The following is a 22,754-nucleotide window of genomic DNA, read 5'->3' on the forward strand; positions in this document are numbered from 1 at the left end:
TGCGGTCAAGAGGCGCTTGACTCTTTTGTTCTCATTTTGTTCACTTCGGAAAAATGGAGACAGCGCCTATGAAACCGATGCGTAACACCGAAGCTGACATCGGAAATTTACGCCACAGTGAAGCGCGAAATGCCCGACATTCATCGCGCCATCGCGAAGAAGGACGCCGGTTGGGGTTTCTCGCGACCAAGGCAGCTGTCGCATTGGTTCTGTTTTGAGCACCGTGGCGAGGGAGAGAAGTTCCTATGATCAGCCCGCCTAGACGATCGGCGAGCACGGCAACGACCGCAAGACGTTGGAGCGCGAGGCAAGGAAGTTGCGCGGGTGACAAAGCTGTCGGACCTTGAGCCGCCGATCGTCGGGCGACGACATGGGCGCGACCCTCCCAGCGAACAGGATCACTTCTACAGTTGCAGGAAATGCGGCCAGCCGGTCGACCGGCGTGATCTGCGGCAAGCCATCTGGCATGAACAACCGGACCATCAGCCACTTGACCTGGACGGTTGATCGCGGATTGTTTTGGAAGACGCGGAACCAATTTCGCGCGGCGAAGTTAGCAAGCGCTCTTCGGGGGGACTCACGCGATGCTACTTGCGTTGAACGATGCGATCTCGACGGCCGTTTTGGCCGCCAGAGGCGCAGACGCGGAAATCTTTGGAGTGATAGACCTCACCAGTAAAAATGAAGCCCGGATCGGCGCAATAAGCTTAGGGCGCGCCATTCAGTTCGTGGCCAATGCGTCGGTGCTTGGATATGACGTTCGCGGTGCGATGGTTCTCTATGGGGAACCAGGAACGCCAAGCTTACGGGTGTGGGACTGCGAACATCTTTGGGCGCAATACGGTGGCGCTCTGCTCCTGCCATAGTGGACTTCGGCCTTATTTGAGAGCATCCTTCCGAGCGGGGGAAAGGCTTGGACAGGTCTCGTCACGACAATCGGTCTGATCAATGGCGCAAGCGCGCAGGCGCGAGGCGCTCGCGCGCCCTGCGGTGGGCGAGCGTGCCACGGCGTCTCATTTTCGTGACTGTCGCGGCGGCCGCTGCCTTGGCTGCACACGCCGCCATGCAGCATAGCGACAGCTTGCCCGCAATCAATCTGCAGAACTTGATCGGCCCCAAGCCGCAGCCGATCACCGGTGTTGCATCCGTCATCGACGGCGACACGATCGAGGTCCATGGACAGCGGATTCGCTTCAACGGCATCGACGCGCCGGAGAGCCGCCAATATTGCGACGACGCCAAGGGGTTTGAATATCCCTGCGGCCGGCGATCGGCCGAAGCGTTGGACACCTTCCTGGCCGAATCGAGGCCGGTTCAGTGCACCTTCGTGAAATGGGATCGCTATCACCGCTTTGTTGGCGAATGCCGGCGCGCAGATGGCGCCAGTGTGGCCGGCTGGATGGTCGAGCACGGCCAGGCGCTCGATTGGCCCCGCTACAGCCATGGCGCCTACGCGACACAACAGGCGGAAGCAGAAGCCGCGAAGGTCGGCCTGTGGGTCGGCAAGTTCCAGGCGCCCTGGGACTGGCGCGCGTCGCATGCCGACGGTGCGGCACCATCGAGCCAGCCGCTCGGCGTCGTCAGCCGCAAGCTGATCGCGCAAAGCGGCAGCTATTCGTGCGAGCCGCGTCGCTATTGTTCCCAGATCAGCTCGTGCGACGAAGCACAGTGGTATCTGCACAACTGCTCGTGGGGCCGGAAGCTTGATCGGGACGGCGACGGCGTGGCGTGCGAAACGCTTTGCTGAACCCGGAACGAGCGTCGCACCCGCTCTTCGTTTAGCCTCAAGCAAGCCGATCGGACGCAGTTGTCTCCACGCTGCCCGCGACCCAATCCCGCTCTCTCGTGATGGCTTTCCTGGTGCGGCTGCGGATCTTCCACGATCAACCCGCAAGGGGTCCGCTAGCAAGCTGCGGCCGCTCGGCTGACGCCTTCGGGTGATCGCGCCCGCCGCCGCACACTGACGGAGCCATCGAGCGGGAATTGGCCCGCTCCAAGATGGAGCCTCAGATGTCCCACGATCTCACTCTCGCTCAGAAGGCCGCCTGGTCACTCGCCCGAACCCTCATGGCCCCCGTCGTCCTCTTCCAGGTCGACGACGAATTCGGCGTCCTGCCAGCCGACGAGCTCGATGGCGCCGACGTCGACATCCTCTTCGAATATGATCCCTACAGCGGCGGCCGGTCCGTTCATTGAACCGACATTGCTCCCCCATGCATCCACGCGGCGCCCACCGCCGCATTCTCTTTCTGGCGACCGTTCGCGGCCCCGTCCTTCGCCGTGGTCCTGGCGGAGCCAGGCAGTCAGCGCAACGGCTGCGCCGTCCTTCGCTGCCGCTGCGGCCATGACCACCCCATCGTGAAAGCACGATGGGGACCCCGGTCGGGTGCGCGGCCCGCCTTCCTGCTCCGCCCAACCGGACCCCGTGACGGGGCCGCGATCGGCGCGGCCTCCAGAACTGGAGGTTCATGAAATGAGCAGGAAAGACAAAGCACCGCGCATCGATATATATGCGCGCATCACCGACCGCATCGTGGCTGAGCTGGAGAAGGGTGTCCGCCCCTGGATGCAGCCGTGGCATTCGAGCAATGCCATCGGCCGCGTGACCCGGCCGCTCAGGCACAACGGACTGCCCTATAACGGCATGAACGTGCTGTTGCTTTGGTCGGAGGCTATCGCACGCGGCTTTTCCAGCCCGATGTGGATGACGTTCAAGCAGGCGCTCGAACTCGGCGGCGCGGTCCGCAAGGGGGAGACCGGCTCCATGGTGGTCTTCGCCAGCCGATTTACCAGGACGGAAACGGGCGCCGCGGGCGAGGAAATCGACCGCGAGATCCCGTTCCTCAAGGCCTATTCCGTTTTCAACGTGGCGCAAATCGATGGCCTGCCGGACCACTTTTATGGCCAGCAGGCAGAGCCGGTGCGCGATCCGATCGCCCGCATTACGCATGCCGACCAGTTCTTTGCCAATACGGGCGCTGTGATCCGACACGGCGGTGATCGCGCCTATTTTGCGCCGGCGACCGACCACATCCAGATGCCACCGTTCCAGACCTTCCGGGACGCTGCGTCATACGTGGCAACGCTCAGCCACGAGGCCACCCATTGGACTTCGGCGCCGAACCGCGCGAATCGCGACCTCAGCCGCTACGCCAGGGACCGAAGCGAACGCGCACGCGAAGAGCTGATCGCAGAGCTCGGAAGCTGCTTCCTCTGCGCCGATCTTGGTATCGTGCCGGAGCTCGAGCCACGCCCGGACCACGCGAGCTATCTCGACTCATGGCTCAAGGTGCTCGCCGACGACAAGCGGGCGATCTTCTCCGCCGCGGCCCATGCGCAGCGCGCCGTCGCCTTCCTGCACGGTCTCCAGCCGGCGGCTGCCGAAGAACGCGAAGCCGCCTGATGTCCATGCATCATCGAAGGGGGAAGGCTGCGTGCCTTCCCCTTCGGCATCGCTTGGCCGTGCCGCTTGATGAGGCGGATCTGTCGGCACCGGCAAATCATGGCCAGCTCGATTTCTGGATCGACCAATGCAAGGCATGTACGGTGTCTGACAGGCCTAAGCCAAGCAGCATCTCCTTTCGAAGCGTCCTGTCTGCTCGAGGGTTTCGTGATTGGGTCGGATATTGCGAATGCGTGCGACCAGGAGGTGCAAAGGATCCTTGCTGCCATCTCGAGCGAACGGCACGCGAGCCTGGTGGAACAGCCGAGCGGCTCCAGATCGACGGCAAGTTCGGCCACGGGATCTCGCGGTACTCAAGGACCTGGCAGATCATTTCCACGGTCGTCGGAGATGGAGTTATCGGGCTTCATCGAGGAAGCCGATCACAGCCAACGGCGCATCCTGATAGCGGTTAGCGTCGGCCTTCCCACCAGCGAGGCCATAGGTGCCGAATACCGATAAGTGGGCCAGCTCGTTCCTTCCGCCCCTCGCAACAGGCCAGCCCCTCAGCGGCTCGATGAGGCATGTCTGACCGGAAAGCGGCTGCGCCTCGATCGTTCTCCCGCAACGGCCATACGCAACTTTCTTCCCCTGCCGGACCCCACCCCACTCGGCTTGCCGAGCGGGGCCCCGAGGCGCCGCCATTCCTCGCGCTACCCAAGAAAGCCGCTCCAGGCCGCCCTCCATTGCATTCCGGCCCTTTGGGGTGCGGTCCGATCGTCTCCGGTCTGTCGACTGCCATCGAGGCCGCGAAGGGCGCGGCCCGAAACCAGAAGGAAAGGAACTTCACCATGGCCACCATCGGCACTTTCATCAGCACCGCCAACGGCTTCACCGGCACGATCAAAACCCTCAACCTCAACGTCAAGGCGCGCATCGAGCGGGTCGAGACCCCCTCCGACAAGGGCCCGCACTTCCGCATCTACTCTGCAGCCGTGGAACTGGGCGCCGCCTGGCAGAAGACCGCCAAGGAAACCGAGCGCGACTACCTCTCGGTCAAGCTGGACGATCCGAGCTTCCCGGCCCCGATCTACGCCACTCTGATCGAGGTGGACGGACAGGAAGGCTTCCAGCTCATCTGGTCCCGCCCGAACCGCGACTGAACGGCCCTGGCAAGCGACCCCGTCAAGCAGACGGGGTCGCTTCGGCATGTCGAGCGGCAGATCTTGGCCGATAACCTCGCAGCTTCTTGGCGCGCAACAATGCAAGGAAGAAACCTACGGCCTCACCCTCGTTGTCGAAGGAATGCTGGACGGTGCGGCCGCTAGTTCCGATCCGTCCCCATCGGCGGACAACGCAGGTTTGGCCGAACAGCGTCGCTTCGATCGACAACGCGTAGAACCGGGCCATGTTGAGGTCCGGGTCACGCCGTTCGATGTGGAGCCGATAGTGCAGCGCGTTCATGGCGAACAGAATCGCGCAGTCCAAATCCGGCGTCCAATGATAGGTTTGAATCACTGGGCGCGGTTCGATTCATTCGTGTGATGGATCGCGTGGCCGATCAACCGGCTTTTCCGCAACCGTGCTGCGTGGGTCCTGGCAAGCCAGCAGAAGCCCGATGGCGCTGCTCCAACCCCGCGTGCGGTTTAGGCGCATGGGGCGGGCGCCGATGACAGCCAGGGCGGAACAGAGCAAGGTCATGTCGCCTCCTTCCGGTGGAATCTGTTGTCACCTACGATCGAAGTCATGTCGCTACGCCGGAACCAGATCGCGCGCCCGCATCTCAGCGGCGGATTGCCGGCCGTGAACACGATCTGCTCGTCCATGCGCATCCGCATGACCTCATGCGGCTGGATCAGCCGGCGGCTGGCGAGCTGCTTCGAACGCGAGAGGGACGATCCCCGCATTCCGGTTGAGCGGTTGGTCTGGTCCACCTCGACCGTAGTCTCGCCGCAGCGCTTCGAAATATACTCGGCCGTGTCGGGATCGTTGATGGCGGCGAATGAAATCCAGGACGCCGATTCGAACCATTTCGAGGTGGCATCGCGGCCGCCATAGGTCTCGCGCATCTGGCCGATCGACTGGAAGATCAGCGTCAGTGTGATGCCGTATTTGCGGCCTGCATCGCGTGCGGTTTCGAGGATACGCATATAGCCGACCCGCGCCACCTCATCGAGCAGGAAGAGCGTGCGTCCCGTCACCTTGCCGTCGCGGTTATAGATGGCGTTGAGCAGGGAGCCGACGATCACGCGCGCGAGGCCGGGATGCGCCTCGAGCACCTTGAGGTTGAGCGCGATGAAGATGTCGGTTCCGCCGTTGGCGAGATCGTCGGTCGAGAAGGCGTCGCCAGAGATGAGGCGGGCATAGTTCGGATAGGAGAGCCAGTGGGTCTCCTTCACCGCATTGGCGTAGACGCCGGAAAACGTCTCGGGCGTCATGTTCACAAACACGGCGACGTTCTCGCGCACGAACTCCGAACCCGACTGCTCATAGATCTTCGTCAGCCGCTCGCGCAGCTTCGGCTCCGGCTCGGAGAGGTTCGCCCGCACCCGGCGCAGCGTCTGTTCTTTCTCCTGCGTATGGCCGGACAGGCAGACGTCTGCGATCAGGGCGGTCAGAAGCTGCAAGGCCGACGCCCGAAAGAAGTCGTCGCGCGCAGAAGCTGTCCGCGCGCTGTCGGTCATGATCCAGGTCGCGACCGCGACGATGTCCTCCTCCTTCGTGCTGCCGAACCTGCCGATCCAGTCGAGCGCGTTGAAGCCGTTCTCAGGCTCGGATGGATCCAGGACCATGGTGGTGTGGCCAGCCTTGCGCCGATGCTTGATCACCATCGGCGCGACCTCGCTCGACGGATCGAGCACGACAAGGCTGCCGCCCCATTTGAGCGCGGTCGGGATCGTCACCGATGTCGTCTTGAAGCCGCCGGAGCCGGCGAAGACGATACCATGCGACGATCCGAAACTGCCGTCGAAGCAGAGCAGGGGCCTCTTGCCGCCAGCTCCCCATGTCTCTCGGTCGTCGGCGCGGAACGACCGGGCAGCGACATGATCTCGATCAACGCGATAACGTTCGCCGATCACAATGCCGCCGTAGTCCGGAAAGAGCTTCGCCGCGTCACGCAAGCTCATCCAGACGGACTCGCCATGGATCGCCCGCGCGCCGTGCACACGGCGCGGCGTGGGTTTCGCGAAGGCGGCATTGCCCTTGACTGCGACACGCAGGGCAAAGACGCCGGCGAGGAATACGCCGGCAGCACCTATCGCCGTCGCCGGGTCGACATAGGCGAGGGCGGATTGCCCAGTCGGGACGCTGCCTGCGATCCCGACAAGCCGGGTCGCCTCGCGCGTTGCTGCGACCAGAACAACCGCGGCGCTGCCGGCGACGACGCTCCAGCCCGCCGGCCTGATGTTCGCCGAGCCGTTGGCCGCGAACAAAGCGGTCACGCCGATTGCACCTGCCGCGGCGTAGGGAAGGGCGAGACCGACGCGCCCGAGCATCATCTTCGCGTGTGCAGTCGCTCCGAACGCCGCCAGCCAGTGCTCGACGCCTGGGAGAAGAACCGTCGCCGCCAACATGATTGCACCGGGTACTGTCGCGAGCAGAACCTTATTCGCTGTCATGGCCGAAAGCCTCCGCGCCAAGCGCGGCAAGACGCGCACGCTCCGCGTCGTCGCCTTGTATGCGTCGGCTGGCGTCGATCAGCAGTCCGAGCAACAAGGCGCGCTTCTCGTAGCGAAGCCCGGCCTTCACGATCAGGCCGCCGAGCTCGATCTTCTCGCGCGTGTCCTTCTTGCGCGCATCGGTGATTGCGGAGCGGTGCATGCGTTCAAGCCTTGCCAGCGCCGCGCGCAGCCGCGCCAGCTTCGACCGCCGCGGTTGCGGCGCCGGCGCTCCGTCCATCGCCTGCGTTCTTCCTTCCGGTCGCTTCGCCCTTGCCGCCGCGAAAGCGCTTCGCGGTCTCCTCGAATGCCGCCTGAAGCGCGGCCTCCTCGATCTCAAGCTCGCCGAGACCGGCCTTCAGCGCGATCCGGCCGATGCGCTCGGCCTCGCGAGTCTCGGCCAGCCGAAGCTGTTCCTGCAAACGCGCGATTTCTTCCCTGATTTTCGATGAAGGCTTTTTCATTCCGGTCGGCCCTCCTTGGTGCTTGAAGCGAAGCTGCAAGGCCAAGGATCAACGAGGGAGGCGCGGAGCGCAGCCCCGTTTATTCTACAGTCGGCAAAGCCGACGCTTTTGGAGATCATCCCGGCCGTTCCGAAGGAGCGGCTCCAAGGGCGCAATTATACGTCGCTGACGCGACGTCCTGTGTTGCAAGCACGAACCGCCCGCCGATCCCGACGAACAGGTTTTCAAACGGGAGCATTCGTCGCCTTGGCCATCGCTCACTTCTCCGTCAGCATCGTTAGCCGCGGCGACGGCCGCAGCGCCGTGCTGTCGGCGGCGTATCGCCACTGCGCCAGGATGGAGTTCGACCGCGAGGCCCGCACCGTCGACTACACGCGGAAGGAAAGGGTCCTGCACGAAGAGTTCCTGCTCCCGGGGGACGCGCCGCAATGGCTGCGTAGCCTGATCGCGGATCGCTCGATCGCCGGCTCATCCGAAGCCTTCTGGAACACGGTCGAGGCCTTCGAAAAACGCGCCGATGCGCAGCTCGCCAAGGACCTCACCATGGCCCTGCCGCTGGAGCTGTCGGCCCAGCAGAATATCGCGCTCGTGCGCGATTTCGTGGAGCGGCACATTCTGTCAAAGGGCATGGTCGCCGATTGGGTCTATCACGACAATCCCGGCAATCCGCACGTCCACCTGATGACGACATTGCGGCCGCTGACGGAGGATGGTTTCGGCGCGAAGAAGGTCGCGGTGCTGGGCGAGGAAGGACAGCCCCTCCGGACGAAAGGCGGGAAGATCGTCTACGAGCTATGGGCCGGAGGAGGCGACGACTTCAACGCTTTTCGCGATGCGTGGTTCGAGCGGCTGAATCATCATCTTGCCCTCAACGGCATCGACCTTCGCGTCGATGGGCGATCCTACGAGAAGCAGGGCATCGATCTCGTTCCGACCGTCCACGTCGGCGTCGGCGCCAAGGCGATCGAGCGCAAAGCTCAGGTGGAAGGCCGCAAGCCGGAGCTGGAGCGCCTCGAACTCAAGCAGGAGCGGCGCGAGGAGAACGCCCGACGTATTCAGCAGAATCCGACGCTCGTGCTGGATCTCATCACGCGCGAGAAGAGCGTTTTCGACGAGCGCGACATTGCCCGTGTGCTTCACCGCTATATCGACGATGCCGGCCTGTTTCGGAACCTGATGGTGCGCCTTCTCCAAGACCAACAAATCCTGCGTCTGGAGCGCGAACGCATCTCGCTTGCTACCGGCGTCAGAGAACCGGCGAAATACACGACGCACGAACTGATCCGGTTGGAAGCTCAAATGGCAAGCCGTGCGATCTGGCTCTCGCGTCGCTCCTCGCATGGCGTCGGAAAGCGCATCCTCGAGCAGACATTTTCGCGACACGAGGGGCTATCGCAGGAGCAGCGTGCCGCGATCGAGCATGTCGCCGGCGGCGCATGGATTGCGGCGGTCGTGGGCCGCGCCGGTGCGGGCAAGACCACCATGATGAAGGCCGCGCGCGAGGCGTGGGAAGCGGCCGGCTATCGTGTCGTCGGCGCAGCGCTTGCCGGCAAGGCCGCCGAAGGACTGGAGAAGGAAGCCGGCATCGCCTCACGCACGCTTTCGTCATGGGAACTGCGTTGGAAACAACAGCGTGATCGCCTCGACGAGAAGACCGTCTTCCTTCTGGATGAGGCCGGCATGGTGTCGTCGCGGCAGATGGCTACGCTCGTCGAAGCCGTTACCAGCGCCGGCGCCAAGCTGGTGCTGGTTGGCGACCCCGATCAGCTTCAGCCGATCGAAGCGGGCGCGGCGTTCCGGGCGATTGCCCATCGGATAGGCTATGCCGAACTTGGAACGATCTTCCGCCAGCGCGAAGTCTGGATGCGCACCGCATCGGGAGATCTTGCACGCGGTGATGTCGGCGCGGCTCTCGCCGCATACGACAATGCCGGCATGGTCCGCTCCGCGTGGAGCAGGGACGAGGCTGTCGGCTCGCTGATCGACGACTGGAACAGCGAATACGATCCGGCCAGGACCTCGCTCATCCTCGCTCACCGCCGGCGCGACGTGCGCACTCTGAACGAACTGGCGCGCGAGAAGCTGGTCGAGCGCGGCTTCGTCGGCGAGGGTTTTGCGTTCCGGACGGAAGACGGCGCCCGTCAGTTCGCGGCCGGCGACAGGGTCGTGTTCCTGAAGAACGAGGGGTCGCTCGGCGTCAAGAACGGCATGCTGGCGACCGTCGTCGAGGCCGCGCCTGGCCGGATCGTCGCCGCGGTCGGGAAGGGCGATGATCGCCGTGAGGTCGTCATCGAACAGCGCTTTTATGCCAACGTCGATCACGGCTATGCCACGACGGTCCATAAGTCCCAGGGCGCCACCGTCGACGATGTCAAGGTGCTCGCCTCCGGCACCATGGACCGCCACCTCACCTATGTCGCGCTCACGCGTCATCGTGATGCCGCGCGGCTCTATGTCGGCCTCGACGAGTTCGCCAATCGCGGCGGCTTGCTCGTCGATCACGACGCAGCACCCTTCGAGCACAACCCCGAGAACCAAGAGAGCTACTTCGTCACGCTCGAGACCGCCGAGGGGAAGCGGGACACGATCTGGGGTGTCGACCTCAAGCGCGCGATGGCCGAGGCGGCCCCGCGGATTGGCGACCGTATCGGTCTGGACCATCAGGGCTCCCAGACGGTCCGCCTACCCGACGGAAACAAAGTCAAGCGCCATTTGTGGAAGGTCGTCGACGTCAGGGAGCTTGCGCTCTCCAGGATGACGGAGCGTCTGTCGGCTGACGGGTCCAAGGAAACGACGCTGGACTATGAGCGGGCACCGTCCTATCGCGCCGCTTTGCGCTTCGCCGAAACGCGTGGCCTCAATCTCATGAAGGTCGCTCGGACCATCGTGCGTGACCGTCTCGAATGGACGGTCCGGCAGAGGCAGCGCCTTGCCGATCTCGGCTCAAAGCTGCTGGCGATCGGCGCACGGCTCGGTCTCGTTTCCGGCCTGCGGACAGAATCCCAATCCAACAGCATGAAGGAGGCGAGGCCGATGGTTGCCGGCGTCACGATTCATCCGAAATCCCTCGAACAGGCTGTCGAAGACAAGCTCGCCTCCGATCCTGCGTTGAAGAAGCAATGGGAGGACGTCTCCACCCGCTTCCGGCTGGTCTTCGCGGATCCCGAAACCGCCTTCCGAGTCGTCGATGTCGAGGCCATGCTGAAGGACAGCGCCGCCGCGAAATCCACGCTGGCGACGATCGGAAACAGGCCAGAGGGCTTCGGTGCGCTCAAGGGCAAGACCGGCATTTTCGCCAGCCGCGCCGACAAGGAGGATAGGGAAACGGCGACAGTAAATGCGCCGGCGCTCGCTCGCGATCTCGCACGCTATCTCGAAATGCGAGAGGCCGCCGCACAGCGCCTTAAGACGGAGGAGAGGGCGCTCAGGCATCGTATCTCGATCGACATCCCGGCGCTGTCGCCGGCCGCCTGTGCGGTGCTCGAGCGAGTCCGCGATGCGATCGACAGAAACGATCTGCCCGCCGCCCTCGGATACGCGCTCGCGGATCGCGAGGCGAAGCAGGAGATCGATGGCTTCAACAAGGCCGTCGCCGAACGGTTCGGCGAACGGACGCTGTTGAGCGACGCCGCGCGCGAGTCATCCGGGAGACTCTTTGAGTCGCTTGCCAAGGGTCTGCAACTACAGGAGAGGGAACAACTGAAGGAGGCCTGGCCGGTAATGCGGGCCGCGCAGCAGCTCGCCGCCCAGGTGCGCACGGTCGCAACGCTGAAGCAGGCTGAAGACATGAAGCTTTCGCAGAGCCAAACTCCCGTCATGAAGCAATGACCAGGTCTCGCGCCATCGCGCTAATCGGCGTTCCGGCCGCCCTTGTACTCGTCGGGTCCGCGATCGCATTGACCGGCGGGTATCGGCTCAACCTGACGCCGAGCGAACCGCTCGGACTCTGGCGGATCGAGACGCCTGATCGCGATGTCGCGGTCGGCGATCTGGTATTAATCTGCCCACCGGCGGCAGTGTCGTTCCTTCAGGCACGCGAGCGCGGGTATCTGCGCCGAGGTCTCTGTGCCGGCGGCTTCGCGCCTCTGATCAAAACGGTCACGGCGCTTGCTGGCCAGCGCATCGACGTCGGTGAAAATGTCGCCATAGACGGCAGGCCGATCCCTTCATCCCGCATCCGCACTATCGATGGCGATGGCAGGGCGATCGAGTCCTATCCCGGCGGCATCGTGCCGGCCGGATTTCTGTTTCTCCACTCTTCCTATGCGAGTTCCTATGATTCCCGATATTTTGGCCCGATCCCGGATTCTGGCCTTCTCGGCATTGCGCGGCCAGTCCTTACCTTCGATCCCCGCTAGCCTCCGCTCGCTGCTCCTGATCGCCGTCGCGATCGTTGTCGGCACGGTCGGATGGAGCGGCCATGTGCTCGCCCTTCCCATCGCCATCATTTTTCCGGCGCTTTGGGCGCTGACGCCCGCGCGTGTGGTCGCAGGCATGGTGTCGGCTGGATATTTCCTCGCCGCCTCGCGCGGCCTGCCACAAGGGGTGGCGAAGTTCTACGCAGCCGATTTCTGGCCCGGCCTTCTGCTCTGGATAGCCGCGTCGCTTGCCTTCGTCGCTGTGCATACGATGCTCTGGGCAGGGCCACCGGAAATGGGCTGCCCGGAAAGGAGGGCGCTGCGATATCTGGCGGCGATGGTGCTGATGGGGCTGCCGCCCTTCGGCATAACCGGCTGGGCGCACACGCTTACGGCGGCCGGCGTGCTATTCCCGGGGTGGGGATGGTGGGGGCTCGCAACGACTGCCGCCGGCCTCGCAATGATGACATCGCGATTTTGGCCGGCTGCAGTTCTCACCTTGGCAGGCTTTTGGCTCTGGTCCGCCGCAACGTGGACGCAACCCGATCTACCGCAGGGATGGAAAAGCGTCGACCTCAAATACGGAGCGAGCCTCGGTCGTGACGGTTCGCTCGATCATCACCGTGATATGATCGCCACAGTTCGAGCGCTGGCTGGTGACGGAACGCGCTTCGTGGTGCTCCCCGAAAGCGCGCTCGGCTTCTGGACGCCGACTGTCGCGCGCCTCTGGCAGCAGGGCTTGCACGGGCTTGACGTCACCGTTGTCGCCGGCGCGGCTGTCATTGACGAGCGCGGCTACGACAATGTCATGGTCGCGATCTCCTCCGACGAGGCCCGTGTCCTCTATCGCGAGCGCTTGCCGGTTCCGGTTTCCATGTGGCAGCCCTGGCGCGCTTGGTTTGGGCGAGACGGCGGAGCCCGCGCCGATCTCTTTGCGAACCCGGTGGTCGACCTCTCCGAAACGAGGATCGCACCGCTTATCTGCTACGAGCAACTCATCGTCTGGCCTGTCCTCCAGTCGATGCTGCATTCGCCCGAGATCGTCGTCGCCACCGGCAATGGATGGTGGACCGCCGGCACCTCAATCGTCGCCATCCAGCGAGCCAGCGCGATCGCCTGGGCGAAACTCTTTGCTGTACCGATCGTCACAGCTTTCAACATATAGGTACAGGAGGAGCCGGGGGGTCGATGCCGCCCTCATCCAGCACATACCTTGTTCGATTGGTTCACTGTTATTCTTCGGGATGTCCTAACGCGCTATTTCTTGTATATTGCGGCGACCGAGCGTTCGAGCGCAAAGGCGAACCCCGCATCGGGATGCCCTTTGACAAGCGCTGCCTTCAGCTCATCGGCCGATTTGCTCGCTAGCAAGGCCTTTTCCCAGCTGTCGAGATAGGCTCTCGTATAGGTGAATATGGAATTGTCCGACCGGCTTTCCGGCTTTCGATGTCCAGGGATCACCGTTTTTGCGCCGATCGCCTCCAGCCTCCTGGTGCTCTCGCGCCACTTGCCGATCTGGTCGGGAGTTGTGGTTTCCTCCAGCCAGAGATGCGTATCGGTGTACCCGACATCCGCTGCTATGAGGGTGTTCAGGGAAGGTATGTGAACCGGTGTGACGAATTCCGTGTCGCCATGCATCGGGTCCAGAATGTCGATGCGTTCGCCCTCCAGCAGCAGATGGTCCCGGGTCAAGACGTCGGGCACGATGAGCTTGTCCGTGAAGACGCCCGGCGGCGCGTGTTCGTTCAACGCCTTGAGGGTCGGAGCGGATGCTTTGTTGATCATCGCAAGGACCTTCGGATGGGTCAGAGGCTTCGCTTCCGGGAAACGCTCCAACAGCACTGACAGGCCAAGCAAATGGTCTGGATGGTAGTGGGTGACCAGGATTGTCTCGATCTTCCTTGCTGTCGCCTGGATGACGTCGGCGAGTGCTTTGGCGTTCGCGACCGTAAACTGGGCGTCGATGACGACGGCGGATTTCTCGCCGACAATTACCGTGCTGTCGACCATCACGCCGGCTTCATCAGCTGTGAACACCTTGGCCTCTGAGACAGCGGCGAGGGAAAGCCTGCTTGCCATCGCCGTGGCGGCACCAGCTGCACCGAGCGCCAGAAAATTTCGTCTGTCGAGAACGAACATGGATAGATCTCCGCGTTTCTGGCGGGGTTGCTTCGCGCGCCAGGCAGGGTTTCGATGAGTTGTTTGCGTCGAGTAATAAAGTTCGGAGCGTGCCCGTCTGAGGGCCAACCGTGGCGCGGCACGGACATCAGCCCTGCCGCGGGGCGCTGCCTGCGAAATCAAGCCGCCATTCTGGCCACCAGCGGGGAGACGGCCTCAAGAGCACTGTTCATGGAGTTGGCGCGAGCATCGTTGCCGCGTGACATGTTCTCCGCCCGGATGAAATCGAGGTCCTTGATGCCGATGAAGCCAAAAGCCGTTCTGAGGTAGCTCTCCTGGAAATCCATGGTGGCCAGCGGGCCGGAAAGATAAGAACCTCCGCGCGTCGAAACGATGAACACCTTCTTGCCGGCGGCAAGGCCGATCGGACCATTCTCGGTATATCTGAAAGTCTTGCCGGGCTGGATGACGCGATCGAGCCACGCCTTGAGCTGGCTGGCCACGGAGAAATTGTACATCGGAGCGCCGACGACAATGATATCGCTTGCCATCAACTCTCCGACAAGCGCGTCAGACCGGGCGTGCTCACGGCGTGTCGCCTCATCCGATACGTCGAATGCGAGCGGGCGAAATCCTGCTCCGATCGGCCCGTCAAGATGGGGGACCGCTTCTTCCACCAGATCGTGATAGGTCACCGCAGCGCCGGGATGCTGATCGAGCAGGTTCGCCACCACAGCTTTCGTTAGCGTTCGAGAAGCGGACCCCGCGCCCTGGATGCTCGAGTCGAGATGAAGAATGCGCATGGCGTTTGGCTCCGTTGTAGTGTGTGAACCATACTTATGCCAACGCACTAGCGTTGCACTAGAAGGCCAAATGGCACAGATTGTTCTACTAGTGAGACAATCCAAGGCCGGAGATTTCCATGGATGACCTGAACGAGCTGACGATGTTTGCTTCCGTCGCGCGTCACGGCAGCTTTTCGTCGGCGGCCCTCGCTCTCGGAATTCCCAAGTCGCGCGTCAGCCGGCGTATAGCAGCCCTGGAGGCCCGTCTCGGGGTTCGGCTGCTGCAGCGGTCGACTCGCTCGGTCAATCTCACCTCCGTGGGGCAGGAATTCCTGAAGCATTGCAATGAAATGATCGATGCTGCCCGCCTGGCCTTCGAGATCGCTGAGCAGGCGGGTGAGGCGCCGGCGGGCCGCCTGCGGGTAAGTTGCCCGGTTGGGCTTGCTCACGTTTTTGTCGCGCCCGTACTTTGGAAATTCATGCGGGCTCACCCGGCCGTGCGACTGGACCTCGATCTGACCAACCGGCGGGTCGACCTTATCGCGGAAGGCTATGACATCGCATTGCGAGTCCGCTCGACCATCGAGGATTCTCAGTTGATGATCAGGCGGTTGGGGATCAGTGAGCAGTGGCTCGTGGCGGGTCCTGAATTCGTCTCATCCCACGGTCCTTTCGATGCGCCCCAGTCCTTGCACCTGCAAAAAGGACTTGGTCCGGCTGGGGTGAGGGGTGAACGGAATCTGTGGCATCTGATGGCGCCGGACGGCCAGGCCACCGACATCGAATATGTCCCGGCACTCGCCACCGATGATATCCATATGCTCGGCCAGGCGGCTCTCGCGGGAATGGGCATTGCTCAATTGCCACGCAACCTCTGCGGAGATGCCGTCCGCAAAGGCCGACTGGTCAGGCTGTTGCCGGACCACACATTGCCTCCGCATCAGTTGCACGCCGTATTTCCTTCACGGCGCGGGCTTGTGCCGGCCGTTCGCGCCTTTCTCGATTTCCTGGGCCACGAATTGCCGCAGCTGACCGCCAAAATCGAGGACGGCTACGCTACCGGTTCCAGAGACGGTGGTTTGCTGACATTGTGAGGTAAATTCAGCTGCGCGTCCGTGTTGATTAGATCGACCGACCGTGATCCCATCGTGAAAACGTGCTGCAAATCCATCGGTATTTCTCTCGAGCGCGCCAAATGTCCTCGCACCAGCCACTGGCGACGGCGCGTCCAGGTTCGTAACTGGGCCGCGGCTGAACTGTCTGACAGGGCGATCAGGTTGCTATCTCAAACATAGGCTCGATTTTGAGCATCCCCGCGGCAGGTTTGGCTGTCAGCAGATGGAATTGGCCGGGATGGAGGACACCGTCGCCGACGTTTTCGTGGGTGTTCAGACCAATATCGCCGGGTGCGCTGGCTTCCGGAGCGATCTTGTCACTCCGGCATGGAAGCGACGGCAAAATGTACGCGGCAAGTCCGGCCCTTCGACCCGTCCGGCTGATTGCGTCCGCGAGGGAACCGATGAACATCCCCGGTCTAACAACGCCTGATCACGACATCCACCAAGGTGCCTAATCTTGCGGCTCTCTTCCCATATAGGCCTGCGCCATGGCCGCAGGTGCGCATAGGAAGTTCGCGAGGCAAAGTGCGGCTTCCGGTCTGAACCATCGCGAAGCTGTCCGTTCGCCGCCCCCGAAGCAGGCACCCAATCAGTTTCGGCAAACGAGGCTTCTACGGCGGTACCAAGGCGTCGAAGTCCCTAGCGCCTCACGGGAGCGGTGGTTTCCCTGACGATCAGCCGGATTGCCAGTTCGCGTCGCCTCAAATGCAGTCGTTGCGACGGCGATGCCAGGATGTAGTCCGCAGCGATGCGGCCCATGTCTCGCGCCGGCACCTCGAGCGTGGTCAATTCCGGCGAGGTGAGTTCCGCGATTTCCAGATTGTCGAAGCCAACAATCGAAACTTCTCCGGGGACCGCGATCCCGGCGGCGTGACAGTATTTGATGGCGCCCGCCGCCAGGATATCGCTGCCGCAAAACACCGCCGTCGGCCTTGTGCCTTCTTCCATCAGCCGCTGCATGCACCGCCGACCGTCGTCCAGCCTGTAGGCTCCTTCGACAACCGGAACTTTTGCACGCTCCATGCCGGACCGCTCGAGTTCATTCAGGAAGCCGTCGCGACGGCCTGCTGCACGATCATTGTCTTGGGTGATGCCGGCGATCATCCCGAATCGGGAGTGGCCGAGGTCCAGCAAGTAGCGCGCTGCCGTGCGCCCAGCCTTCTCGTTGTCGAACCCTACCGCCGCGCCCGACTCGGGGGCCCTCGAGGTGTACGTATAGACATAGTCGATACGCTTCTGCTCAAGCATTGCGAGCGTTGCCGGCAGGTGCGTGGACCCTACCAGCACTACCGACTCGACGCCGCGCTCGACCAGCAGGCGAGCCTGCTCATACTCGAGGTTGATATCGTAGCCCGAGGTGTTGATGATCAACGAAACGTCTTTTTCGGACAGCCGGGCCTGAAGCGCGTCGACCATTGTGGCGTAGATCGTGTGGTCCAAGGTCGGAATGATGGCGCCAACCAGTCTTGTTCGCGTGGACCGCAGCGCCCGGGCCGAGCCATTGGGTACATAGCCAAGCTCCCGGGTGGCTCGCACCACGCGATCGCGGACGACCTCATTGACCTTTGGATTGCCATTCAGGACGCGCGAAACAGTGGCCGGCGAGCAGTTCGCAAGCCGGGCCACGTCAACAAGTTTGGCGCCGCCGTCTTCGATATCCATTGAGTATGGCCAGGCGCGCTTTTCGAGAAACCGTTTTCTAGATCGCATAACTTCTTTCAGGCCACCACATAGCTCGGACCTCGTTCAAGAGCTTTCTCATTTCCTAGAAAACGTTTACATTTGCATCGGTGTACATCGCTATATCAGATGGAGAGAGAGAAATGCAGCTCGATGCCGTGACTGTGCTTGGCATGGGCAATATGGGGTGCGCTCTCATCCGGGCTCTAACAAAGGGCGGTCATCGGGTAACGGCCTGGAATCGGAGCGATCGCTCGCAGCAGGCCGCAAAACTCGGTATTGCGCTGGCGAAGAATACCATCACCGCCATCGAGGCCTCGGAAGTGATCATCGCTTGCCTCTCGAGCTACGAGGCAACGCACCAAGTGCTTGAATCAGAGGAAGCACGACGAGCATTGGAGGGCAAGACACTCATCCAGCTGTCGACCGGGCTTCCCGAGGAAGCGATGGCGTTGGCGCAGTGGGCGGCTGAAAATCGAGTGCCGTATCTGGACGGGAAGATCGCTGTCGTGCCCGAATCGATCGGTCTTGAATCAGCAGTGATATTCTGGGCGGGAAAAAAGACTGTCTTTCGGCGCCACGTCGCTACTTTGCGCAGCCTAGCCGGCAATCCCGTTTATGTGGGTGCGGATGTTACGGCAGCATCCAAGGGCGACTTCGCCTTCCTGTGCTATTTTTTTCTATCCACCATCGGAATCCTTTATGGGACTGCGTTTTGGCAGGCAAGCGGGCTGGATCAGAAGCAATACCTTTCTCTGATACCGAACTTTGCGGCCGACATTTTAGGTCGCCTGCCATCATTTAGGAGGGCGCTGAGCTCGGGCGATTTCACTTCAGAGATACAGTCAACCCTCAAGGTGGATCTCAACGGCGCGAAGCTGCTGGCGATGTCGGCTCAAAGGCTCGGTCTGTTGTGGGATCCCGCTAACTTCATGGTTGATTGCTTCCGGCGGGGAGTCGATAGCGGACTCGCTGAGAAGGACACCGCTGCTTTGGCCACGGTTTTTCGAGGCAGCTGATTGTCCGTAAATCACCCCCCCAGGAATTTTCGCAGCACGTTGGTTGTCAGCCCCGCAATGTCGTTGTCGTAGTTGTTGGTACCCAGACTACCCGCCCAACAAATCGACCCCGTCGAGAACACCCTTCCGCCGCCTGGGTGATCGACAAGAACCACGTCGGCGCGCACATGCGGGTTTTTGGAACCTTGCTGGTTCGGCGCCACTTCGGTGACGCTGTCGAGGCTGGGGAAGTACAGATCGTTATGCCTGGACGACATCAACACGACCGTGCTGTCGGGCGTCCCGCGCGCTGGATCTGCATGATCAAGCTCATCGCCGGCCGCGCCACCCAACAAATAGCCGTGCTCGCCCAGCGTTTCGCTAGCGATGCCCTCGAAAACCCACGCCACGGCTTCGGCATAGCTTTCAGGGGTGCGTGTGAAGCCCGAGGCGGGTCCCCATCCGGCGGCCGCCATGCCAACCCCAAGGAAAGGATTTTGGTCATGGCCGCGGTGCCTGTAGGCGCCCCCCATCTCGCCGGTCGAACTGTGATAGAGCTCAGCCGCATGGGAGGTCCAGTTACGCTGCGCCGCATAGCCCCGCCGCACCTCGATGGCTGTGCGGAGCTTGTTGACGTAACTTGTGGCCCAGAAAAATCCGTTGGCGCCGAGATACATCAGCTTGCCGCCGCCCTTGACGTAATTTTCGAAAGCGTCGAATTCGGCTGCAGTGGGGTATTCCGGATGACTCCCGGTGAGGACCACATCATAGCTGTCGAGCAGGTCCTTGCCCAGGCTGTCGACGTCCTCATCGGTCGCCACATCGAATTCGACGCCGATGCTGTCCAGCCAACCTGTGATGAAGAAGTCCCCGGAGAAATGTCTTGGACCCCCGGCCAGCCAGTTGATGTAGTTCGGCTGCATGTTGGTCAGGGGGCGCAACCGCGAAGCATAGATCACCCCGCTATCGTCCGAATGCCGATCGTACAGCGATCTGCCGAGTGAAGGCATCTGCTGAAGAATGGTTTCCGCCTTGTCCAGCACGATCGGAAAACTCATCATCTTTTGATGGGCGACTCCGCGCTCGCCCTCCCAAAGATGCTCGTTGCCATAGGCCAGATAAGTGTTCGTGGGAGCGACGAACAGGACCCGTTTCCTGACCGCGGCCGGGCGAACGTAGAAGGGAATGTAGTAGGTGGTTTCACCCTGGTTCAGGCGAACGGCATATATCCCGCTTTCGGCGGGAGCTTCGACCTCGAAGTCCGTTCTCCATTGCGCGTCATCCAGATCGTCATCGTGCAGATGCAATGCATTCCACTGCGGCGGGTCGTCGTTCCAGCGGATGGTTTTCTTGTCCCATGCAGGACCGAGAACCGCTCGAGCCGGCCGGTTGAGTAGCCGTCCGTGCCGCCCGGCCCCAGAGACGTCCACCGCGATGTCACTGTCCATTTGCCTGGAGAAGTCCCATTGCAGGATAGGCAGCTTCGGCGAAGCTCCGAATACATTGACCTCGGATACGCATCCGTTGAAGCAGTCCGTCGCGCGATCGTCTTCGGCATGCGCCGCGCCGACACGAAAACGTGCGGCGGATCCTTCCGCTACGATGACCGGTGTGGACCAGCGGTGTGCGCCGGTCTGTTCCTCCGCGGTCAGGCGCAGTTCCGCTTCGCCGGGGTCGTAGACAGCCTTCAAGAACACCCAACGCCCCTTCGGCAGCGGATCGGGTGAGGACACTGTCGTGACCGCGCCGTTCGACGACCGAAGATACATCGCCGGCCGGCCGGCCCGATCGAGTTCAAGCATCATGCGAGTGACAGAGCTATCGTCCGATAGGCTGAACAGTGTCTGGCAAAGACGACCTGGGGCGGTCGGTTTCACCCACAGGCTGACCCCGACCCCCTTTGCGAAATCGACCCTCGGCAAGGCAACATCGATGAACGATCCCGGATGAAGTGCCTGCACCCGGCCGGTGTGCTGACCATTGCTCTTGGATGACAACGATTCTTTGGCAACCGAGAGACCGGCGGCGCCTTCTTTCATGCCTCGCAGGCGCACCAGTTGCGATCTGTAGATGCCCGCAGCGCTGACTTTGATATCGACATGGTCGCCAGCATCGACGGAAAGCTTATCGGCATAGCCGATCAACATCTTGATCTTCTCCCAACTTGGTTACGGCAGTCGGACGGCCAAGTCTTACCGCGACGACGAAGATCCGCTCCGGGCAATGAGCGCGTCCGCTATGACCGCGGCTACGAGCACGCCGCCCTGAACGAGCAAGCGCAATTGCGTGCTGGCGTTGATCAGGAACATTCCGTTGGCGATCGAGCCGATGACGAGGGCGCCAAGAATAGCTGCCCAGACGCTGCCGCGACCGCCAAAAAGGCTCGTCCCGCCGATGACCGCCGCCGCGATTGCCTCCAGCAAGAGACTTTGGTCAGCCGATGCCGGGGAGACGCCCAGCACCCGGGCCGCAGCCACGACTCCGCCGAGCGCCGTCAACATGCCGAGAATTGAAAAGGCCGCCATCTTCATCCAGTTCACAGGGATGCCGGCGCGGCGTGCCGCCTCGCGATTGCCGCCGATGGCGTACAGCCAAATGCCGAACGGAGTTTGGGTTGTGGCGTAGGACAAGATTGCGATCAGACCCGCAAGCACGGCAACGGTCAGAGGCACGCCTCGGTAAGCATTGAAAATGGCGACAACCGCCAGACTGGCAAAAATGATGGCGACGCCAATGGCCATGGAGCGCATCAAATTCGATGGCAAACCGTAGGCCACTCTTTGGCGGTGATCGTTCAATCGCATGGCAAGGCCTATCAGCCCGACGGCCGCGGGCAAGGCATAGCTGAGGGTCGTTGGCAGACGATAAGCGGCCAGGAACTGCAAATCGGTCCCGGCGAGAGGAACAAGGCCGCTTTCCGCCGGAAGCAAAATCAGCAAGACACCTTGCAGCATGAGCGAGAAGCCGAGTGTCACGATGAAGGCCGGTGCGCCGCTATAGACGATCATCGAACCCTGCAGCAAACCGTAGAGGCCGCCGACGGTAATCGCGATGATCAGCGCGATCGACAGGCTGACGTCCATGTTGACGACGAGCACGCCGACAATGCCGGCGCACACGGCCGCGAGACCGGCAACCGAAAGATCGATCTCGGCAACGACCAGTACGAGGACAAGCCCGAGCGCCACGATGCTTGTGGTCGCGATCTGATCGGCAAGGTTGGTCAGGTTGCGCGCTGAGAGAAACACTGGGGATTGCGAGGCAAAGATCGCCCAGATGAGAGCCAGCGACAGCAGGACCGGTACGACACGCCATTTTGTCGATAGCGCCTCAAGCAGGTTCTGCCTGAAACTGATTTTTGCAGGCGCCGTTGTGACAGAAACTTGTTGTCTCGTGGTGTTCATAGCCTGCATCCCTTCAATGGTCTGTGCCGGTTATGGCTGCGACCAGGCTGCTCCTCGTCCATTCCGCGACTGGCCGCTCGGCGGCTTTGCGCCCCAGGCGCAGGACGACGATCCTATCGGCAATGTCCAACACATCACCCAGGTCGTGAGAGACGAGGATCACGCCCAGACCCTGCTCGCGAAGGCGTGCGATGAGTGCCATGACCTCCGCCCGTTGCGCCACGCCAAGCGCGGCGGTTGGCTCGTCGAGCAGAATCACTCGCGGTTTCGACAGAACCGCGCGTGCGATGGCCACAGACTGGCGCTGGCCGCCAGAAAGCCGTCCCACGGAGACACTGTAGTCCCTGATCTTCACGTTGAGACTGGACAGGGCCGCATGGGCTCGAGATTCCATCAGCGGTCGCGAGAGCTTTGCACCCCGAAGCAGCCCTGAATGCATTTCCCTTCCCAGGAAAAGGTTTTGAACGGTATCAAGATTGTCGCAAAGCGCGAGGTCCTGATAGACCGTCTGAATGCCCAGCTCCGCCGCATCCTGCGGCTTCCTCAGCGATACCTCTTGGCCGTTGAACAGAATCCTGCCCTCGTCGGAGGAAACGATCCCGCTGATGATCTTGACGAGGGTCGACTTTCCGGCGCCGTTATCTCCGGCCAGCGCCACGACCTCTCCCTCCCGGACGTCGAAATCGACGCCCGAAAGGGCGGTGATGCCGCCGTAGTGCTTCCCAATTCCCGCCAGGGACAGGATTGGAGCGTCGTCGTTCATGGCGACCATCTTGTTGTTACCGCTT

The 22,754-nt window shown here is 62.2% G+C and carries 21 protein-coding genes; 9 read left to right on the forward strand and 12 right to left on the reverse strand.

Translation table 11 applies throughout. From position 1 onward, the window contains the following. Nucleotides 1-258: 258 nt before the first annotated feature. Nucleotides 259-483 (reverse strand): hypothetical protein, encoded by a 225-nt coding sequence (locus EN862_RS36360; RefSeq protein WP_167506965.1) that lies wholly within the window; start codon nucleotides 481-483, stop codon nucleotides 259-261. Nucleotides 484-1,045: 562 nt separating this feature from the next. Here EN862_RS36360 and EN862_RS32160 point away from each other — a divergent pair. From EN862_RS32160 to EN862_RS32175, 4 genes are all read left to right on the forward strand, one after another. Beyond that, a complete protein-coding gene (locus EN862_RS32160) occupies nucleotides 1,046-1,747 on the forward strand; it encodes a thermonuclease family protein (RefSeq protein ID WP_189401929.1) in 702 nt (233 codons plus the stop codon). A 263-nt stretch (nucleotides 1,748-2,010) separates the two neighbouring features. Next, nucleotides 2,011-2,196: a hypothetical protein gene (locus tag EN862_RS37035; protein WP_127228041.1), complete on the forward strand. Its 186-nt coding sequence runs from the start codon at nucleotides 2,011-2,013 to the stop codon at nucleotides 2,194-2,196. A gap of 277 nt (nucleotides 2,197-2,473) precedes the next feature. Next, a complete protein-coding gene (locus EN862_RS32170; RefSeq protein WP_127864714.1) occupies nucleotides 2,474-3,403 on the forward strand; it encodes a zincin-like metallopeptidase domain-containing protein in 930 nt (309 codons plus the stop codon). Between the two features lie 830 nt (nucleotides 3,404-4,233). Next, nucleotides 4,234-4,545 carry a DUF736 domain-containing protein gene (locus tag EN862_RS32175; protein WP_127228039.1) on the forward strand — a complete coding sequence of 104 codons (312 nt, stop codon included), beginning with the start codon at nucleotides 4,234-4,236 and terminating at the stop codon, nucleotides 4,543-4,545. A 22-nt stretch (nucleotides 4,546-4,567) separates the two neighbouring features. On the opposite strand, the gene EN862_RS32180 is transcribed toward EN862_RS32175, so the two are convergent. From EN862_RS32180 to traC, 4 genes are all read right to left on the reverse strand, one after another. Continuing rightward, nucleotides 4,568-4,846 (reverse strand): WGR domain-containing protein, encoded by a 279-nt coding sequence (locus EN862_RS32180; protein WP_127864715.1) that lies wholly within the window; start codon nucleotides 4,844-4,846, stop codon nucleotides 4,568-4,570. Nucleotides 4,847-5,079: 233 nt separating this feature from the next. Beyond that, nucleotides 5,080-7,002, reverse strand: coding sequence for a Ti-type conjugative transfer system protein TraG (traG, locus tag EN862_RS32185; RefSeq protein WP_127864716.1), 1,923 nt, complete (start codon nucleotides 7,000-7,002; stop codon nucleotides 5,080-5,082). Continuing rightward, nucleotides 6,989-7,204 (reverse strand): type IV conjugative transfer system coupling protein TraD, encoded by a 216-nt coding sequence (locus EN862_RS32190; RefSeq protein ID WP_167506966.1) that lies wholly within the window; start codon nucleotides 7,202-7,204, stop codon nucleotides 6,989-6,991. The genes traG and EN862_RS32190 overlap by 14 nt, the downstream gene beginning before the upstream one ends. A gap of 4 nt (nucleotides 7,205-7,208) precedes the next feature. Then, complete coding sequence (traC, locus tag EN862_RS32195) at nucleotides 7,209-7,505, reverse strand: conjugal transfer protein TraC (protein ID WP_127228037.1); 297 nt, start codon at nucleotides 7,503-7,505, stop codon at nucleotides 7,209-7,211. Nucleotides 7,506-7,751: 246 nt separating this feature from the next. On the opposite strand from traC, the gene traA reads away from it, so the two are divergent. Genes traA through EN862_RS32210 form a run of 3 tightly spaced genes read left to right on the forward strand, consistent with a single transcriptional unit; the run spans nucleotide 7,752 to nucleotide 13,028 of the window. Further along, nucleotides 7,752-11,333, forward strand: coding sequence for a Ti-type conjugative transfer relaxase TraA (gene traA, locus EN862_RS32200; protein WP_127864717.1), 3,582 nt, complete (start codon nucleotides 7,752-7,754; stop codon nucleotides 11,331-11,333). Beyond that, nucleotides 11,330-11,863: a conjugative transfer signal peptidase TraF gene (traF, locus tag EN862_RS32205; protein ID WP_127864718.1), complete on the forward strand. Its 534-nt coding sequence runs from the start codon at nucleotides 11,330-11,332 to the stop codon at nucleotides 11,861-11,863. The genes traA and traF overlap by 4 nt, the downstream gene beginning before the upstream one ends. After that, nucleotides 11,781-13,028: a conjugal transfer protein TraB gene (locus tag EN862_RS32210; protein WP_127864719.1), complete on the forward strand. Its 1,248-nt coding sequence runs from the start codon at nucleotides 11,781-11,783 to the stop codon at nucleotides 13,026-13,028. The genes traF and EN862_RS32210 overlap by 83 nt, the downstream gene beginning before the upstream one ends. Nucleotides 13,029-13,120: 92 nt before the next feature. Here EN862_RS32210 and EN862_RS32215 read toward each other — a convergent pair whose 3' ends face one another. Together EN862_RS32215 and EN862_RS32220 are read right to left on the reverse strand one after the other, a co-directional pair. Further along, complete coding sequence (locus EN862_RS32215; protein ID WP_127864720.1) at nucleotides 13,121-14,002, reverse strand: MBL fold metallo-hydrolase; 882 nt, start codon at nucleotides 14,000-14,002, stop codon at nucleotides 13,121-13,123. 158 nt (nucleotides 14,003-14,160) lie between these two features. Continuing rightward, nucleotides 14,161-14,784 carry an FMN-dependent NADH-azoreductase gene (locus tag EN862_RS32220; protein ID WP_127864721.1) on the reverse strand — a complete coding sequence of 208 codons (624 nt, stop codon included), beginning with the start codon at nucleotides 14,782-14,784 and terminating at the stop codon, nucleotides 14,161-14,163. 119 nt (nucleotides 14,785-14,903) lie between these two features. On the opposite strand from EN862_RS32220, the gene EN862_RS32225 reads away from it, so the two are divergent. Beyond that, nucleotides 14,904-15,860, forward strand: coding sequence for a LysR family transcriptional regulator (locus EN862_RS32225; protein WP_127864722.1), 957 nt, complete (start codon nucleotides 14,904-14,906; stop codon nucleotides 15,858-15,860). Between the two features lie 178 nt (nucleotides 15,861-16,038). On the opposite strand, the gene EN862_RS32230 is transcribed toward EN862_RS32225, so the two are convergent. Then, a complete protein-coding gene (locus tag EN862_RS32230; RefSeq protein WP_127864723.1) occupies nucleotides 16,039-16,293 on the reverse strand; it encodes a hypothetical protein in 255 nt (84 codons plus the stop codon). Nucleotides 16,294-16,523: 230 nt separating this feature from the next. Then, the gene (locus tag EN862_RS32235; protein WP_127864724.1) at nucleotides 16,524-17,546 is read right to left on the reverse strand and encodes a LacI family DNA-binding transcriptional regulator; all 1,023 of its coding nucleotides are present in this window, start codon (nucleotides 17,544-17,546) and stop codon (nucleotides 16,524-16,526) included. 161 nt (nucleotides 17,547-17,707) lie between these two features. Between EN862_RS32235 and EN862_RS32240 the strand changes: the two genes are divergently transcribed. Then, the gene (locus EN862_RS32240) at nucleotides 17,708-18,583 is read left to right on the forward strand and encodes an NAD(P)-binding domain-containing protein (protein WP_127864725.1); all 876 of its coding nucleotides are present in this window, start codon (nucleotides 17,708-17,710) and stop codon (nucleotides 18,581-18,583) included. Between the two features lie 11 nt (nucleotides 18,584-18,594). On the opposite strand, the gene EN862_RS32245 is transcribed toward EN862_RS32240, so the two are convergent. The 3 genes from EN862_RS32245 to EN862_RS32255 are packed head-to-tail and all read right to left on the reverse strand — an operon-like array spanning nucleotide 18,595 to nucleotide 22,729. Further along, nucleotides 18,595-20,709 (reverse strand): LamG domain-containing protein, encoded by a 2,115-nt coding sequence (locus EN862_RS32245; protein ID WP_127864726.1) that lies wholly within the window; start codon nucleotides 20,707-20,709, stop codon nucleotides 18,595-18,597. 45 nt (nucleotides 20,710-20,754) lie between these two features. Then, the gene (locus EN862_RS32250; protein ID WP_210235692.1) at nucleotides 20,755-21,966 is read right to left on the reverse strand and encodes an ABC transporter permease; all 1,212 of its coding nucleotides are present in this window, start codon (nucleotides 21,964-21,966) and stop codon (nucleotides 20,755-20,757) included. A 13-nt stretch (nucleotides 21,967-21,979) separates the two neighbouring features. Continuing rightward, nucleotides 21,980-22,729, reverse strand: a complete 750-nt coding sequence (locus tag EN862_RS32255; protein WP_210235693.1) for an ATP-binding cassette domain-containing protein — start codon at nucleotides 22,727-22,729, stop codon at nucleotides 21,980-21,982. Between the last annotated feature and the right edge of the window lie 25 nt (nucleotides 22,730-22,754).

It is taken from the genome of Mesorhizobium sp. M2E.F.Ca.ET.219.01.1.1 (assembly GCF_004016445.2).
Lineage (GTDB): Bacteria > Pseudomonadota > Alphaproteobacteria > Rhizobiales > Rhizobiaceae > Mesorhizobium.

Coding starts and splice junctions, on each gene's coding strand:
- traF (WP_127864718.1), top strand. CDS start 11,330: ATGACCAGGTCTCGCGCCATCGCGCTAATCGGCGTTCCGGCCGCCCTT.
- EN862_RS36360 (WP_167506965.1), bottom strand. CDS start 483: ATGGTCCGGTTGTTCATGCCAGATGGCTTGCCGCAGATCACGCCGGTC.
- EN862_RS32190 (WP_167506966.1), bottom strand. CDS start 7,204: ATGCACCGCTCCGCAATCACCGATGCGCGCAAGAAGGACACGCGCGAG.
- EN862_RS37035 (WP_127228041.1), top strand. CDS start 2,011: ATGTCCCACGATCTCACTCTCGCTCAGAAGGCCGCCTGGTCACTCGCC.
- EN862_RS32215 (WP_127864720.1), bottom strand. CDS start 14,002: ATGTTCGTTCTCGACAGACGAAATTTTCTGGCGCTCGGTGCAGCTGGT.
- EN862_RS32245 (WP_127864726.1), bottom strand. CDS start 20,709: ATGTTGATCGGCTATGCCGATAAGCTTTCCGTCGATGCTGGCGACCAT.
- EN862_RS32230 (WP_127864723.1), bottom strand. CDS start 16,293: ATGTTCATCGGTTCCCTCGCGGACGCAATCAGCCGGACGGGTCGAAGG.
- EN862_RS32175 (WP_127228039.1), top strand. CDS start 4,234: ATGGCCACCATCGGCACTTTCATCAGCACCGCCAACGGCTTCACCGGC.
- EN862_RS32210 (WP_127864719.1), top strand. CDS start 11,781: ATGATTCCCGATATTTTGGCCCGATCCCGGATTCTGGCCTTCTCGGCA.
- EN862_RS32225 (WP_127864722.1), top strand. CDS start 14,904: ATGGATGACCTGAACGAGCTGACGATGTTTGCTTCCGTCGCGCGTCAC.
- traG (WP_127864716.1), bottom strand. CDS start 7,002: ATGACAGCGAATAAGGTTCTGCTCGCGACAGTACCCGGTGCAATCATG.
- EN862_RS32250 (WP_210235692.1), bottom strand. CDS start 21,966: ATGAACACCACGAGACAACAAGTTTCTGTCACAACGGCGCCTGCAAAA.
- EN862_RS32170 (WP_127864714.1), top strand. CDS start 2,474: ATGAGCAGGAAAGACAAAGCACCGCGCATCGATATATATGCGCGCATC.
- traC (WP_127228037.1), bottom strand. CDS start 7,505: ATGAAAAAGCCTTCATCGAAAATCAGGGAAGAAATCGCGCGTTTGCAG.
- EN862_RS32180 (WP_127864715.1), bottom strand. CDS start 4,846: ATGAACGCGCTGCACTATCGGCTCCACATCGAACGGCGTGACCCGGAC.
- EN862_RS32220 (WP_127864721.1), bottom strand. CDS start 14,784: ATGCGCATTCTTCATCTCGACTCGAGCATCCAGGGCGCGGGGTCCGCT.
- EN862_RS32240 (WP_127864725.1), top strand. CDS start 17,708: ATGCAGCTCGATGCCGTGACTGTGCTTGGCATGGGCAATATGGGGTGC.
- EN862_RS32235 (WP_127864724.1), bottom strand. CDS start 17,546: ATGGATATCGAAGACGGCGGCGCCAAACTTGTTGACGTGGCCCGGCTT.
- EN862_RS32255 (WP_210235693.1), bottom strand. CDS start 22,729: ATGAACGACGACGCTCCAATCCTGTCCCTGGCGGGAATTGGGAAGCAC.